Source organism: Okeania hirsuta, assembly GCF_003838195.1.
GTDB classification, from domain to species: domain Bacteria; phylum Cyanobacteriota; class Cyanobacteriia; order Cyanobacteriales; family Microcoleaceae; genus Okeania; species Okeania hirsuta.
In genome coordinates, this window is sequence record NZ_RCBY01000170.1 from 1 (window position 1) to 16343 (window position 16343).

The 16343-nt window shown below is 35.1% G+C and carries 9 protein-coding genes; 4 read left to right on the forward strand and 5 right to left on the reverse strand.

Going from position 1 to position 16343, the window contains the following annotated elements; genetic code table 11:
• Window positions 1–366: 366 nt before the first annotated feature.
• Window positions 367–465 carry a hypothetical protein gene (locus D5R40_RS42820; RefSeq protein ID WP_375339403.1) on the forward strand — a complete coding sequence of 33 codons (99 nt, stop codon included), beginning with the start codon at window positions 367–369 and terminating at the stop codon, window positions 463–465.
• A 1163-nt stretch (window positions 466–1628) separates the two neighbouring features.
• On the opposite strand, the gene D5R40_RS23000 is transcribed toward D5R40_RS42820, so the two are convergent.
• Both D5R40_RS23000 and D5R40_RS23005 read right to left on the reverse strand, forming a co-directional pair.
• Window positions 1629–2753 (reverse strand): mechanosensitive ion channel family protein, encoded by a 1125-nt coding sequence (locus D5R40_RS23000; RefSeq protein WP_124155269.1) that lies wholly within the window; start codon window positions 2751–2753, stop codon window positions 1629–1631.
• A 1008-nt stretch (window positions 2754–3761) separates the two neighbouring features.
• Window positions 3762–3986 (reverse strand): hypothetical protein, encoded by a 225-nt coding sequence (locus D5R40_RS23005; RefSeq protein ID WP_124145451.1) that lies wholly within the window; start codon window positions 3984–3986, stop codon window positions 3762–3764.
• Window positions 3987–4092: 106 nt separating this feature from the next.
• Between D5R40_RS23005 and D5R40_RS23010 the strand changes: the two genes are divergently transcribed.
• A complete protein-coding gene (locus tag D5R40_RS23010) occupies window positions 4093–6333 on the forward strand; it encodes a PDC sensor domain-containing protein (protein ID WP_161565051.1) in 2241 nt (746 codons plus the stop codon).
• Between the two features lie 468 nt (window positions 6334–6801).
• Here D5R40_RS23010 and D5R40_RS23015 read toward each other — a convergent pair whose 3' ends face one another.
• On the reverse strand, window positions 6802–7899 hold the full coding sequence (locus D5R40_RS23015; protein WP_124155271.1) for a PstS family phosphate ABC transporter substrate-binding protein: 1098 nt from the start codon (window positions 7897–7899) through the stop codon (window positions 6802–6804).
• A gap of 448 nt (window positions 7900–8347) precedes the next feature.
• On the opposite strand from D5R40_RS23015, the gene D5R40_RS23020 reads away from it, so the two are divergent.
• Complete coding sequence (locus D5R40_RS23020; RefSeq protein WP_124155272.1) at window positions 8348–9124, forward strand: hypothetical protein; 777 nt, start codon at window positions 8348–8350, stop codon at window positions 9122–9124.
• An 846-nt stretch (window positions 9125–9970) separates the two neighbouring features.
• Here D5R40_RS23020 and D5R40_RS23025 read toward each other — a convergent pair.
• Complete coding sequence (locus D5R40_RS23025) at window positions 9971–10324, reverse strand: STAS domain-containing protein (RefSeq protein WP_124145448.1); 354 nt, start codon at window positions 10322–10324, stop codon at window positions 9971–9973.
• A 129-nt stretch (window positions 10325–10453) separates the two neighbouring features.
• Window positions 10454–11095 (reverse strand): helix-turn-helix domain-containing protein, encoded by a 642-nt coding sequence (locus tag D5R40_RS23030; RefSeq protein ID WP_124145447.1) that lies wholly within the window; start codon window positions 11093–11095, stop codon window positions 10454–10456.
• 3003 nt (window positions 11096–14098) lie between these two features.
• Here D5R40_RS23030 and D5R40_RS23035 point away from each other — a divergent pair.
• Entirely contained in the window at window positions 14099–15724 is a 1626-nt protein-coding gene (locus D5R40_RS23035; RefSeq protein WP_124155273.1) for a SpoIID/LytB domain-containing protein, read from the forward strand.
• The last annotated feature ends 619 nt before the right edge of the window (window positions 15725–16343 follow it).

The following is a 16343-nucleotide window of genomic DNA, read 5'->3' on the forward strand; positions in this document are numbered from 1 at the left end:
AAGAGGTAAGAGGTAAGAGGGTAGATGTGGGGAGAAATAATATAAAAAATTCAACACTCCTTGCTGATGATTGTTCCTCACTCATTGATGCGCGAAAAGACTGGACTACCATAATTATATAGACCTCAAATGGGTTCTATATGAAAAAAGATCGAAAAAAATTAAATATTTACAATATCTGCGAACGATAAAATTGTAGATTTAAGGCAAAAAATTATAGATTAATACATAACTACCTTTGCGTCAATTTGGTATAAAACTGATTTACTAAATAATGATTGGCAGATATATTGGATTAACCAGATTCTCCATTTTTAACAGATGAATTGAATTTACTAAAAAATCGTCATTATTACAGATTTACCTATTCTCAGAATTTGCTTGGGTTCTCAATTAATGACACGGGCACTAGGAGCATCAGTTTATGCAGTTCAACTAAAGAAATTGGTTAGTCAATTTACTTAGCATCTTTACAGATAGAGGAGCTACCCTATCAGTACTAGGGAAGCTTTTAAGATGCAGAATTTTCTTTTTTATCCCCTAGAAAGGGAAAACTTGAGACCTTTTTTTTGGTCAAAATTGGAATTTACTGAGGCAGGAATAAACTAATCTTGAGGTTATTTATCGGCAGAAAATACATCTGTTTTACATTGGCGTAGCAATATATTTGATTGACCGGTTAATGCAACTCTACTTGCCTAGACTTCTCAGCATCAAAACCAAGGTTTTACTTGGCAAAAAAATAGTTTAGCTTGGCAATTTCACCCATAAGTAACTATTAGACATCTCCTCCAAATGAGGCAGTAGGCAGCTTTGCTGTAGGCAGTAGGGAACCCACCCCTCGCCCCTCCCCCTCCCAGGAGGGGAAAGAATTGATAATTTATGTGTGAGAATTGATTTTATTTTGGATTTTTACCAGATGTCTATTAGGGAATTAGTAAGGATGGTTTATTGGTCATGGTTTGGAAATATCTGTAACTCCAGATGTCACTGTTGCTAAATTAAGACAGGATACAGCCACAAAGCTGTGAAAAGTAGGAAGTTTCTACAAATAAACTTTAGCAAAGTTGGCGATCAGAGATAGAAAGCATTAATATTCGCCATTAAACTATTAAATAGAAAGAAAAAAGTTAGGTAAGCAGGAACAAAAAGATGTTATATCATGTTCCCCCTCTGGGGGAGCTACGAATTGCGGACGGGTCAGTTATAAATAAAATTTAAGGACTGACAATACCGACAGTACCAAATAAATACTGAAATTATCAATACCCCCAATACCAATATTTCCTCTTTTTCTCCTTTCTTCCCTCCTGATTCCTGACTCCTGAGGACTGACTCCTCACAACAGTTATTTATCAGTATTCAGCGGAAATAACTGACCAGTTACAAAATCGCGCGAACAATTACAAATCAAAAATGATTGACTGTCAGATGTGCGTCTTACATTCTGGAGGGGCTGTGTGCGGAAGTAATTCCGCACAGTAGGCGCCCCGTAGGAGACCTCGCCAATTAGCACTCGCTTTTAAATGCATGACTTTTAATTTCCGCGTAGCGATACTAGAAGGTAAACCTCAACAATAACTACTTGTTTACCATTACCAAAATATTAACTTATGGATATTTAGAACTCAATTCTTGATTGCCATTTTCATATTTTTTGTATAACTTTCTTGGTCAGTAATGATAAAGACATTCTGAGCAGCAATACCCTCTTTTTCCATTAATTTCATTACCCTCAAATGAAATTCATTGGCAGTACGCCCGTAACCAGCAGGAGGATGATATGAAACATATTTAATCTTGCGAGCATTACCTTCAAGACCTAGGAACATTATATAATGTTCCAGAAAACCTTCCATACTTTTAAATATTTCATCAAGACCAGCTATTATTCTCTCTGCTTGATCTGCTGTAATGCCATCAATTTTTAAAGTTCCTGTTATCCCCCACTCTTCAACATTAGCTCTGTCTTGAGACCAGTTATCTACAATACCACCAACCATTCGAGAATTGGGCATTTTAATGATCGAACCCCATTCCCATGAGTACAACTTTGTTGTTCTTAAACCAATTTCTGAAACCTGGAAAAAACCACTTAATCCTGTAACTCCTATCCAATCACCAGGTCTATACAACCCATCAGTATAGATAATTACAGCACAACACCAATCATAGATAATGTCTTTGAACAACAAACCTAAAGCAACACCAGCACCACCAAGTAAACCAATCAAAGCTCCTGCAGATGCTCCCAAAAAGACTTCTGCTCCTTTAATACATACCACAACAATTGCTGCAATCCGAAATAGTCTAGGGAAATAAGGAACCAGCAAATCATCGAGGTCTGTCTCAGTGTGAATAGTTAGATATTTTAGTAGTTGACCTAACAAAGGAGCTGAACGATAAATCACATTTGCTACCAGAGCAATAGCAGCTAAACCGATAATATCAGTTATAATTTTGTTTAACTGAGGACTGATATACTCCATTAAAATTATATGCACTGACCAAAACCCAGCAATTAAAACTAACCAGCCTAAGGGTTCTTTAATGATAGCAATCAATTGATCGTCTAAGTCAGATTTAGTGTTAGAAGCTAGACCCTCAATACTTTTAATAATTACTCCAGCAATAAATCCCTGGAGTATTAGTGTTAATAGCAACACCCCGAGTGCAAATAATAGTTTATATGCCGATAGGCCAAAAATAGAGATTTCTCCAAGACTATTCCAAATTTGTTCTAATAAGTCCATTTTTTTTACTCAACTTAGAGATTTATTATAAGAATAATGTACTTTCCTAGTCTACAGAAACTGAAGTCTAGAGTCTAGTACAATGCAAAATTTAGATTGTTCTTACAGTAGCAAAAAAACAGTCGATCAAGTATTGTTAAATAATATTTTAATATTGGCATTGCATCATCATGGAATTATCAGAGCAGGGATTGGAGAGAGGGCAAATTAAATTTAAAATAACCAGGCATTATCCTGCAAATTATAGAATACCTTAATTTTTTCTGAAAATCTCTTTTGGCTGATGCAAATCAAACTTTACCTTGTCAGACTTTTAAAAAAATCAAAAATAACTTGACTTTTTTAATTAGTTGTCTAGTTCATATATACAGAGCCTACAAAGCTATGCTATATATAGTGTTAGGACTTACGCACCTGCAAGGTATTTTCGTCCGAAGCGACCCACAGGGTTTGCGGAGCAGTCCGGAACGGAAAGCCATCTCAAATCCTAGTTTTTCGTACCTCATGCGTAAGTACTGAATGTATTATTTGAGTAATAATCGGAGAACGAATAAGTAAGTTGGTACAATAAAATCGATGTATATTTAGTTGTGTAAAAAGTTTGAAATAAGGTATTGATAAACTGTCGCCTAATTTTGACGTTTTGATTTTTTAATACTTACCTACTTAGTAGAGTTGTGTAACTCAAGAGAAAGAAAAGATATTAAGATTAAACTATTTTTCTCAAAAGTGCTGTAAGAGTTAGGAACATTTCAGATTGATCTTCCTATATTTGTCGCTCAAATATCAGATGAACTAGAGTTGATATTTTGAGACAAAATTTATAGCAATGAGCGCTGGTATATTTACAAATTGCAGGAGAGGCAAAATAGCTAAAAGTCTTATATTATTCCAACGGAGATGCTGCGCAAACGGCAATTTATTCCCCCTTCCGGAGCTGTTGCCTGTTGCCTACGCACAGCGCTATAGATAGCACAATTCTCGGCGTTGGTGATTTGAGGTATGATATCATATCCGGATAAAAGCGCGATAGAACTCTGTTCCGCGCTCCGCGACCAAAAAACTTTTTCCTTCTACTCCTCTTTCTTCTTCTTTATTCCCTCCTGACTCCTGACTCGGTCCTTCCCCTCCCAGGAGGGGAGGGGTTAGGGGTGGGTTGACTCCTAAGTAATTAAGATGAATATGATACACTAATTCACCAACGCCCAATTCTCCTTCGGGTAATCTTGACACTCATATATTTTGATCTAGGCAGCTTAAAAAAATGTTAATACTCTCCATTTTTTTGCCAAAAATCAAGATATTATTATGTAATAAAATCTACAGAAAAAACAAAATTATGAAGATTGATAAAAAGATTCAAAATGATTTCATAAAAGACGAGAAAAAAATTCAAAAAAAAGCTAAAATAATCAAACAAAAAATCTACAAATTTTTACATAAAACATTAACTATTAATAATGCTAGTAAGCCACAAATAATCGCATTTTACACTTCACTAACCCTTGGTGGAATTAGTTTAACATTAGCTATATTAGGGTCTTTATTGTACACTCTAGAACAAAAAGAGAGATTTGATAATGCTAAACATCAAGCTCAAAGGGAAACAGCTAGAGTTGCTCTGGAGATTGACCGACGACTGTATTTTGCCCAAAAATCAGCTATTTCTGTAGCCAACGACCTCACTTCTGGTAAATTAAATGATGGGGAATTATTGGAGCGACTTAAATCAGAAATTGAGACAAATACAGAACTTTTAGATATTGGGGTTGCTTATCAACCCTTTGCTTATCAACCGGATGTAAAGTTATATGCACCATATTATATCAGGAGAGACGACAAAGTAGAACTATCTGAAACTAAAATTAACTATACTAAACCCAAATATGCTTGGTATACTAATACCCTGAACAAAGGACCAAATTGGGGAGAGCCATATTTGTGGAGTGACACTTCTCTAGTCAGCGATCCAGTAGTCGGATTTTATACTCCTTTTTATAACCCAAATACTCCAGATAAATCCCCACGAGGTATCGTATATAGCGAATATTCATTAGGGCAAATTCGACAGGTGATGGAGTCTCTAAACTTGGGTAGAACAGGTTATGGATTTATCCTTTCTCAAACTGGAACTTACCTTTACCATCCTAATGAAGAACTTTTTAAAGCTCAAGAAAATGTCTTCGATCTTACATACGAACAGAAGGATGAGAAACTCAGAGAATTAATTGTTAGAGCGCTTAAAGGTACACCAGTAGAAGCAAATTTAACTGATGACGTAACAGGTCAAAATTCTTGGTTATTTCTGCGGACAACCAATCGAAATGGATGGGTAGTAGGAATAATCTTTATTCAAGATGAAATTTTACCAGATTCTGCTGTCACAAGACGTAAACTAATCGCTCTTAGTATCGCCTACCTTTGGTTTGCTGTTTTTCTCTCAATTCTACTATTTAAAGCTTACCTGGGAGGAGTAAAACGAATTGCATTAGTATCATTTATTATTACGACATTCTTTGTAGCAAATATTGCTTTTGTTTGGAGCTTAGTGTTGAGAGCGAGAACTTATACCGCAACTCGAAATATTTTACTTAGTGATACTGGTGTAACACAATTATTAGCTCCTCAAATAGAGTTAAGCAAAGAATTAAATCAAGAACCACCCCTAATTGTTCCTACAGGAGTTTTTATTCAATCATTTGATTTTACCAGTGCAAAAGATGCTTTTGTCACAGGTTATATATGGCAAGAATACCAAGATGGTGTACATGATGATTTATCTCGTGGCATTATACTTGCTAATGCTATTGAAGATAGTGATTATGAGTTAAGAGAAGATTATCGACACAAAAAAGATGGTTTAGAAGTTATCGGTTGGTATTTTGCTTATACTCTCCGGATGGATTTTAATTTTGATTATTATCCTTTTGATGATAAAGATTTGAAAATCCGGATTTTGCATCAAGATTTCAATAATGGAAACTTAAATCGTCGGGTGATTCTTGCTCCTAACTTAAGTAGTTACAATGTAATTAACCCTCGAACCACACCAGGGATAGATCAAGAAATGGTACTCGGAGAATGGTATCTCAGGGATAGTTTTTTCGAGTATGCATTTAAGACATACAATACTAATTTTGGTCTAATAGATTCTGTACCAAAAACTAATTTTCCTGAACTTCAATATACTTTCATTTTACAAAGGTCTTTCTTAGGTCTGTTTATTTCTAAACTAGGACCAATGATTGTAGTTTTGACTTTGTTATTTGCAGTACTACTGGTTTGTGACAAAGAACAAACTATGGAAGTTTTGGGAGCTTCTGCGGGTTTTGTATTTATTGTTATCTTAGACCAGGTAACAGTCAGACAACAAATTATTACTAAAGGAATTGTTTATTTGGAGTTCTTTTACTTTGTTGTTTATTTATACATTTTCTTAGTAACTTTGAACTTTATTCTCTGGAGTTTGAGGCCAAATATTCCGATTTTTAAGTATAAAGATAACTTTATCTTTAAGGCGCTTTATTGGCCGAGTATGATGAAGATTTTACTGCTAATCACTATTTTGGTATTTATTTAAAGAAGGAATTTACGATAACTAATTAGGGTTTGCTGAATAAGTTTTTTGGTATGAGGTAGGAGTCAGGAGTCAGGAGTCAGGAGTCAGGAGTCAGGAGGAATGGGGAATTTAGAGGAGTTAGTCGGATATTTTATTCCTTGATTTTTCTGCAATTATTCTGCCTTTTATCCTAACTTTTTGGTCGCTCAAGCTGAAAAAGTTGCAGTTTTTTTCGATCTTTAAAGGCTAAAACCTTTATCTGTAAATGCTTTTAGATTTAATCAGCAATCCCTGGAACACCTCTAAATTAGACTTGTCGCTTCATAACTTAAAACAATCCCAAAAACCCTGTTATGTAAGGATTGTAGCTATTGGATAGCAAAAATGCTTGGAATTATTTCTCTGTCTAGGTTAGAGTGATTTTTCCCTTTATTTAGCGACAACTCTATTCTTTTTCATACCTATGTCTATTGTGTCAGCTCAATTAGATTAACTACCACTGATTTTATTCCTTTCTTTTTCAGAGAAAAGTTTATCGATCAACTTAACACCAACAGCAGATTCTCCATCAAAAACAGAACCAGTAGTCAGTTTTTCAACACGCTCTCGTACTTTCCCTTGTAACAATCCGGGTAAAGGTACATATCCCACTTCTGAAATTACCGCTTTATTCGCAACATCTATTTGGTAATCAATAAAAGCTTTGACAGGGGGTATTGTTTCTAGGGAATTCTTATTCACATATAGAAATAATGGACGAGATAGGGGGCTATAAGTACCGTTAGCGATAGTTTCACTGCTTGCCTCCACACATTGATCCTTACCATTATCAATAGCAATTAGTTTCACAAAATCTTGATTTTTTTCGTAGTAGGTAAAGCCTATGAAACCCAAACTACCCCAGTCAGATTCGATACCCTGAATAATCAGATCATCATCTTCACTGGCCTGATAGTCTTTGCGACTTCTACCTTCTTCCCCAGTAACAGCATCAGTAAAGTAATCATAACTACCAGAGTCAGCATCGGGGGCAAAAAGACTTAGAGGTTCTTCCGGAAATTCATCACGAATTTGCTTCCAGTTTGTTATTTTATTCTTATCATCATTATTAGGTTGCCAAATTTTTGTTAACTCTTCTAGGGTCAGGCAGTCTGCCCAATCATTGTTGCGATTAACGATTATAGAAAGACCATCGAAAGCAATGGGAATTTCAACAAATTCTATTTCGTTTGCCCGACAGAGGTCAATCTCAGACTTTTTAATGGGACGGGAAGCATTTGCTATATCTGTGTCCCCAATACAAAACTTTTTTAGTCCGTTTCCAGAACCAGATATTCCTACAATTACTTGATTTTCCGGATTATCATTCATAAATTTTTGAGCCATTGTGTCAGATAGGGGAAAAATTGTACTTGAGCCATCAACTAGAACATATTCTCTTTCCTCAGTATCTTCTTCCTTTACTTGTGGAGATATTTCGGTAGTGGAAGTTATTGTTTCATTATTGCCGCAAGCACTTACAATCAGAAGTAGAGCTATTGCAAAAAAACGGAGAGATTGGTTTTTCAATTGTATTACTAAATTCATAAATTTTAGAGTAAGATTTTACTGATAACCTTGATAATTTTACCACTTACCAATATTCAATCTTGAGATAAACTCTCTATTCAGCTAATATTTTTAGTTTGATTTTGTGGGAAAATTATTATCTTTTTCTTTATGGGTTTAATACCCCACCGTCTACAGGGTGTCTACAATTGGTTGGCGATAGTCAATGACCTGCCACTTCATGTCTACAAACCCCATCCACTTTTTTCTTCTTCCTTCTTCAAAATAATTATCCAATTACTAAGGCTGACAAAACTATCCTGTGTAAACTTGTTTAAATCTACTTAATCTACCTCTAAAAATTTATACTCTAGTCCGAAATAATATTTATACCTTAACCATTTGAATAACTGTCACATTTCAAATATTTTTCTGTGCAAAGCTAAACCATCATCAAGAGGTATCCATCATTGGAGGAAGTAGAAGAATGAAAACTTCTGTAAATTTTGCTAGCTTTACTGTTGGACTAGCTTTAATATTACTTTTGACATTTGGTATTTTACAATGGCTACATATTTCGGTTGGTAGTTTTTTAGATTGGGTAATTGGGGGTGCTTGTTTTTGGTGGTTATTGTTAATTGTTACTGTTCCCTGGAATATACATTTTGAAGCTAAAGAGGTATTAGCTGAAGCTGCTGAGTCAAAGCAAAAAGGTATAACAGTTGATGCTCAACAAGTTGATTATGTTGCTAAGTTAGCGCGTTTTTCTTTGTGGATAGCTTTGGCTTTACATTTTCTTTCTACAGTTGGGCTTTATACTTTAGCTATTACTGGTATTAGTGTATTTGGTTATGTGAGTTCTGGCGCAGCTTTATTGTTAACTGTTTTACGTCCTGCTATACGTTTATATCAATATTTAGTGGTACGATTATCGATGATTCGTCGAGAATTATTGCATCCTCGTGCAGATATTATTGAACTTAGAAATCGCTTTGTAAATATCGAAAAAACTGTTGAATATCTAGGAACACAACTAAGTATTGAAAATCCAGAATCTTTTAGATCGAAACAACAGCAACACTCCGAAATAACAAGAAAAGAATTCAGTCGTTTAGCAGTGACAATAGAAGATTTAAGAAATACAAACCAAGCAGAACATCATCAGTTAGCTAGAGATTTTGAAAAAGCAATATCGAGACTTTCAACAGATGGGAAATTTCTTAATCATGTGCAGGAAATAATTCGGTTTATCAAAGAAGCTTAATGAGATATTTATTTTCAATCTTTTCCGAACCCGATATTCAATAATTAACAATTAACAATTAATAATTACCTCTCCTGAAAACGAATAGGATTGGCAAACAGGATTTTTTTGATTTATTTCTTCTTCAAAGAAGAGGCTTTATATAGCAAGGAAAGAGTTGGTTAGGACAGAGATTGATGATGAACCTGAGACAGAAATTACCACTGTTCCCTGTTCCCTGTTCCCTGTTCCCTGCTATAGTAGTCGAAGGAAAGGGCGCGGACATATCAAAAGCTTACAACTCAGACAACACAATATTTTTCCTTCTTTCCTAGATAACTAAAGCCTTCTTCCTTCTGCTTTAAACCTTAATTATTCAGTAAATTATGGAGTTTTTTATCATCTTCTCAAACTATTAAACTTTATCAATAAAGCCAAATAATCGTAACACTTCTATCTGAGAAACAGGGATTAAGCAAAAAAAAATCTTAATCTATTACAGGAAAAAGGTTTACCACAAAAAAACTAAGTCTAGCTAACTTAATATATACCTAAATCTGTCCTGATTAAGACCAACTGATTTTGACTTTAATCTATATTTAACTTGTCATTAGACTTCAGATAAGCTGAAGCTTTGTTGCAAAATTTAGATTTAATTTTCTTTAGTAAAAAATTCTAGATTTTATTTGAAACCAGAAACTTCTTCCTCATCATTTTTATTAGATACACCCCTTTGGATCTAGTTGGATCTAGAAAATATTTGAAAGAAATTTTAAATTAATCAGGAACCTATGGAAGAAGATTTAATCTACCACTTAAAATACTTGAATCCAAAATCTTAAGATACTAACTCTAAAATTAAAAATTTTAGTTTTTGCTTTGGGCCTGAAGATTTGTATTAGGTTCAATAGAGGCTTTATCAAATTCTTCTCGGTTAGGAAATATATCAAAAACTCGATCCATACTTGTTAACTCAAACAGAATTCTAACTTGTTCATTAATAGAACATACAACTAATTGACTTCCAGCAGCTCTAACAGTTTTGAGCGCTAAAACTAAAGCACCTAAGCCAGAGCTATCCATAAAAGTTACATCTTTAAAATCTATCAAAATAATATCTGCTCCAGCTTCAACTTGCTCACTAATTTCTTGGCGAAATTCAGTAGCCTTAGTGCCGTCTAAAATGCCATTAGGTTGAATATACTTAACCACAGTACTCATATTTTCTAGAAGCTATGACTCTAACTATTAACAAACCTAGCCTAGTATACCTCATTACTGAGATTAAGTCCAAGTATATTGATAAGTAACTCAAAAGTAATTACCATATAAGCTTTTCTGTTGTTTGATTTAATTGATAGGACTAACTTTGGCACGGAATAGTAGTTTACCTCCCTGTCGATAGCCAGTATAACGAACTTTTACCAGTTCTCCCTCTTGGGCAGACCCTTCCATTAGTTGATGTAACTGAGGGTCAAAAGGAACTTCTACTCCCACAGGAACGATAGATTCTACATTCCATTGTTGGATCAATTGCTCTACTGGACGTAACAAAGGTAATATCTTTGTTGCTGGTAAACGAGGATTTTGTTTAACCTTGTATACAACAGTGGGCCATTGTTGTAACCAAGATTCTAAAATTTGCAAGCTAGACTGCTGAAACTCCTGTGTTAAAAATTGTTTTTGTTGCTCAAAGTTTGCCTGGAGATTGCGATATTCTTGTTCTAATATTGATGTGGAAGTTGGTACTGATTTTTTGACAAGTTCGGGGGCAAAATTATCTAATAATTCTGTTAATGTTATTCCTAATGCTTGACTAATTTTGAGTAGAATATCTACTCGCATTTGTGACCCTAACCCACGTCGCAACCGAATAAGCTGCAATTCCGAAACCCCTGCTTTTTGACTTAATTCTTTAAAGCTAGAAATACTTGCTTTCTTCATCAGGTTTTGTAATTGGGAGGCATAGTTTATTGGAAAAGACTGATTCATTTCACCGGATATTAAAAGAAAAGAGTAGACTTTTGTGTCTGCTCTAGAATATATCACAATTACTCATTATCATTAGACATCTGGTGAAAAAGATATAGACTTTTTGTAAAAGTAGGGAACAGGGAATAGGGAACAGGGAACAGGAAAAATGTTTTTAGGAAAAAAACACGGAAAATGATTTTGTGAGTAACTTTTACAACCCTAGTTTTTAGTAAATAAAGGGTAAGTTTATTTTCTGGAGATGTCTATTAAGTAGGTCAGCATTAAAAATTATCCTGATGACAAAGCACGAAGTGTGGGGTAAAAGGAATAAAATAGTAGGGTGTTTGAGGGACTTTACTTTTCATTACATACTAATTTTTTTCACCTTCTTACTGACTAAAAAATTACCGAATAATTAAGGTTTAAAGCCTCTCATGAGTAAGGAGAAGCAGCGGTCGATCTTCGCAGCTTCCCGCAGGGTGGGATGGCGAAGAAACCTGCGCCATATCCAATCGACCAAGAGAAGAAAAAATTTTCATGATTAGTCAATCCTCTTCTTTTCAAGGAGAGGTAATAATTAATAATTAATAATTAATAATTAATAATTAATTATTAATTGTTGAATAGCATCTTACAGCGCTTTTCAAGTTGATGAACCACATCTTCACAAATAATACCTTGTAGGGAAGTTCCATGGAACGTCCCTACTGTGGTCTACCCAAATGAAAACCTCTGTAAGTATTGAACTTACTCAAGATGATTTTATGAAATATTTTGAGTGAGCACCATCGATTTTTTACAGCAATTTCAATTTAAATTCAGCAATATTCATTGTGATTGTATGCTAATTATGTTGATTTTTGAATTAATAAAACAAATTTATTTTGATTGTCAATGTGCTTCTAGGAACCACAAACGTTTATCAATAGTCCGAGAAACTTCGGTATACAAATCGGATGTATCTGCATCTCCTAATTTATATGTTTTATCTATTCCATATTGGACTAATTTTGCATAAGTTGCGAAGCGGTCTGCTAATGCTATTTAAATAATCTTTTCCATAAATGATTTGATCAGAATATTCTTCTTAAATTGATTCAGAAGCAGCAATTCGAGCTGTCCCCATTGCTATCCCTCCCAAAGCTCTAACTCTTTCTGCAAAAATATCAATATATTCTTATAGTTCACCAGCCATTTGATCAAATAATTCATGTAATTGATCAAAATCCATTCCTTTAACATTCCAATTCCCTTGTTATACTTGAGTTTTTATACCGAGAATTGTTGCTAATGTATAGCGCTGTGCGCAGGCAACAGGCAACAGGCAACAGGCAACAGGGGGAATAAAAAATCTATAATATCAGACTTTTAGCTATTGGACACCTCTTGTAATTTGTAAATATGCCAGTGCACATTGCTATATTGTTAAGAATACCCACTATTTTAGAACGTTTCTCTCCAGGTAAATCTATCCAATAATAGTAAATATTTTGCTTTCATTTTTCCTGATTCATATCGATTTATAATTAACTTCAACTAAAGGATAACAATGGAAAAATTTGATTTTTTTAAATTAATTATTCTTGTGAAAATTAACAAACTTATGCAAAATATTCCCAAGTTTAACTATATAGTAAAGAATAGAAAATAGGCAAAATTGGGAAAAAAATCAGACCGTATTTGATCCATCATTAGCATCAGTCCTCAGCAACTCTTTCCCGTGCTATACCTTGAAGTTCATCAAAGGATGAGAAAAAAAGGTTTAAGTTTAAATTTATTTGATAGACCTGATTCAGGTGGCCAATTCAGCTATAGCAAGCAACAAGCAACAGTTGTAAGACTCTCTAAAGGGTTCGCATTTTTGCCACAGGTCGGCGTGACCCCAAGACCGTACTAACTTATCGCGTCGGCGACCTCTGTCGGAAAGAAGCGCCACCAGGTTGCACATTCACAAACCTACCTAGCGTCTGGTAGTGCACTCGGTGTGAGTCAATAGACATCTCCTCCACGCATAGGCAGTAGGCAGCTTTGCTGTAGGCAGTAGGGAACCCACCCCTCGCCCCTCCCCCTCCCAGGAGGGGAAATAATTGATAATTTATGTGTGATAATTGATTTGATTTTGGATTTTTACCAGATGTCTAATAGTTAAGAAAAAGATTTCCCTGTCTAGGGTTCATTATCAGTCTATGTCCTAACTAACTATTTCACCTGTTATAGCTATTTATTTCTTGGCAAAGGTCGATAAACTTTGGTCTACTAATTAATTTGTTCATAATTAAATCATACTTATAGGGACTTTGATCTAAAAAGGGGTATGTTAAGAGGTAATATCATGTCCGGTTGAATACTTATAAATAACGACGGAGGAGGACCGAGTCAGGATGACCGAGTCAGGAGGGAAGAAGAAGGGGTAGTGGTACATTGTAATGGTATAACCAGTAGGAGTATCTTGCTCCCGTTCTAATTATTTTTGTCACGGTATAGTCAGTGGGATCATTTTGCTCTCTTTCTAAGTGTTGCTTGTCTCCACCTACCATTACTATGCAGGATTACCGAAGAATGAAGAGGAGAAGAAAATTTTTGATCACTAATTAAACGGACATGATATAAAAGTTGTTTGTTATATCTACAGAGTCTTGATGTGATTTGATCAAGTATAGCGCTGTGCGCAGGGAACAGGGAACAGGGAACAGGGAACAGGGGGAATAAATTGCCGATAATATAAGACTTCTAGTTCTTTTGCCCCTACTACAATTTGTAAATATACCAGCGCTCATTGCTATATCTCCCAATGAGGGGGGGAAAGGAAAAAAAGTGATAATTTATTTATCTACCTAAGAAGTATTTTTCTTGATGATAATTTTGCATTTATTGTATAGTTTCAACCATAAATAAAAAATATTTATTTGACTAATTCTTAAGTTTGAGAGTCGCTCAAAATAATTAAATTATAAGTTTTTTTCAATCTAGCTATTTTTAGCTACAATAGCTATAAAATAAACACTGTGGAGGTAAATAAAATTGCAGACTAAGATATATAAAAAATATTTCACTCACAAATTAATTCCGATTACAATATTGATAACAGCTTTACTGCTAGGATTATATAAAAGACCAGCAGAAGCTTTAGAAGAATCTAATAGATTGCTCAAAATAGGAGTCATACAACGATTTGGTACTAAAACTACAGATAAAATCACCCTGAGAGCTACTCCTGGAGATCAATTAACTTTAAGCTTTAAAACTCCAGTAGGAAAAGAAACTCTTACTACTGAAAAAGTTGAGTTGAAAATTAAGATGAGACCGCAAGAAAAAGCATTATTAAAAGAGCGGTTAATTCTCAGTAGTCACCGCAGTTATGAAAATGCTGAAGAAGATGCTCAATTATGGAAAAATAAGGGAATAGAAGTAGAAGTAACCCAACCCGGAAGATGGAAAGTTTGGGCAAAAAGAGAAGTTTATAAAACTCCTTTATTGCGACGCTGGTTACTAGAAAGTCTACAAGCTAATAGTAATACAAATGTATATCTCGATTTGGAAGTTCTCAAACAAAGACCCACAGCTTACTGGGAAATGAATGGCTATACTTATCATCGCCATGAATTAGATATTACAGCAGGAAAAGATATAATTCTCGTTAATAATCAATTTAACCAAGATACAGCAATACCAGAAGAACGACGTTATGCTGGCTCACTCAAATTACAACCGAATGCTTATGGAAGCTACACATTAGTAAATAATATCCCAATAGAAACTTATATTCGGGGAGTAGTACCCCACGAATTAGGAGCTTGGCCACCAAAAGCATCCCTAGAAGCTCAGGCAATTTTAGCTAGAACTTATGCACTACGGAATTTACATAGGTTTGTAGCAGATAATTATGAGTTGTGTGCCAATACTCACTGTCAAGTCTACAAAGGATTAGATGTATACCCAGAAACAGATGAAGCGGTAGCAGCAACTAGAGGAAAAGTCCTGACCTATGAGGATGAGTTGATAGATGCTGTTTATTTTGCTGTTAGTGGTGGTGTGACAGCAGATTTTAACGACTTGTGGAATGGCACTGAACGTCCCTATTTACGACCCGTAGTTGATTCAGCTAATAATATCTGGGATTTATCTACAAATAGTTTAGCTGATGAACAAAATTTCCGTAAGTTTATGAGTCTTCAAAAAGGATTTAATGAAGAAGGTTGGATAGAGTTTCGTTGGCGGGAGGTAGTGAGTTTACCTGGTATAGTTAGCTATTTAAAGAGTTATTTTCGAGAGAAAAAAAGTCCTTTTGCTCAAATTGAAACTGTAAAAAATGTGGAGGTGACAGAGCGATCGCTTGCTGGTCGTGTTCTGAAAATGACTGTGGAAACTGATAAAGGAATTATAGAGTTAAATAAGGACGAAGTACAAAATGCCTTTTGGGTGCCTTGGAGTACACTGTTTTATTTAGACCCTATATACAAACCCGATAAAACTTTGTGGGGCTATAGTTTTGTTGGAGGGGGATTTGGACATGGGGTAGGTTTCTCTCAGAAAGGTTCTATTAAGTTAGCTGAGTTAGGTTGGAGTAGCGATCGTATTCTCAGTTTTTATTTTCCTGGAACAGAGATCCAACCTCTCAGCGAGTCCGTCACTTTTGGACAAAAATAATAGTAGCGATCTATCCTCAAGCTGAAAAAGCGAAATTACTCTGTGCTCATCTGAATACTGATCACATTGCTTCACTCTACAAGGCTTTTCCTGGGCTTGAGGCACACCGTCTACCTTGAAGATCAGAAATTGATCACGCCACCTCGTAACTGGAATTTAGACCAGGGCAAACGCATCTTATTTTGCCGTTCCCTATATGTAGTGTTTGTTTGATTTTATAGACACTATATGTTGAAAGTCTATTGTCAACAAGCGCAATAAAACCCGGTTTATTGATAATTACCCCTAGTTTATTGACGAGATGCGTTTGCCCTGGAATTTAGACCAGGGCAAACGCATCTTATTTTGCCGTTCCCTATATGTAGTGTTTGTTTGATTTTATAGACACTATATGTTGAAAGTCTATTGTCAACAAGCGCAATAAAACCCGGTTTATTGATAATTACCCCTAGTTTATTGACGAGATGCGTTTGCCCTGCCCCCTCTGTGTTGCGTATGTCGCAATAGTCAAATCATTTTGTGAAGCGCATAACTTCCGAGTGTGTCGTAGAGAAATATCTACTTCCCCTCTGTGTTGCGTATGTCGCAATAGTCAAATCATTTTGTGAAGCGCATAACT

Bases quoted from the DNA above. Each gene is read 5' to 3' on its own strand.
- D5R40_RS23000 (WP_124155269.1), bottom strand. From the start codon at position 2,753: ATGGACTTATTAGAACAAATTTGGAATAGTCTTGGAGAAATCTCTATT.
- D5R40_RS23010 (WP_161565051.1), top strand. From the start codon at position 4,093: ATGAAGATTGATAAAAAGATTCAAAATGATTTCATAAAAGACGAGAAA.
- D5R40_RS23015 (WP_124155271.1), bottom strand. From the start codon at position 7,899: ATGAATTTAGTAATACAATTGAAAAACCAATCTCTCCGTTTTTTTGCA.
- D5R40_RS23020 (WP_124155272.1), top strand. From the start codon at position 8,348: ATGAAAACTTCTGTAAATTTTGCTAGCTTTACTGTTGGACTAGCTTTA.
- D5R40_RS23025 (WP_124145448.1), bottom strand. From the start codon at position 10,324: ATGAGTACTGTGGTTAAGTATATTCAACCTAATGGCATTTTAGACGGC.
- D5R40_RS23030 (WP_124145447.1), bottom strand. From the start codon at position 11,095: ATGAATCAGTCTTTTCCAATAAACTATGCCTCCCAATTACAAAACCTG.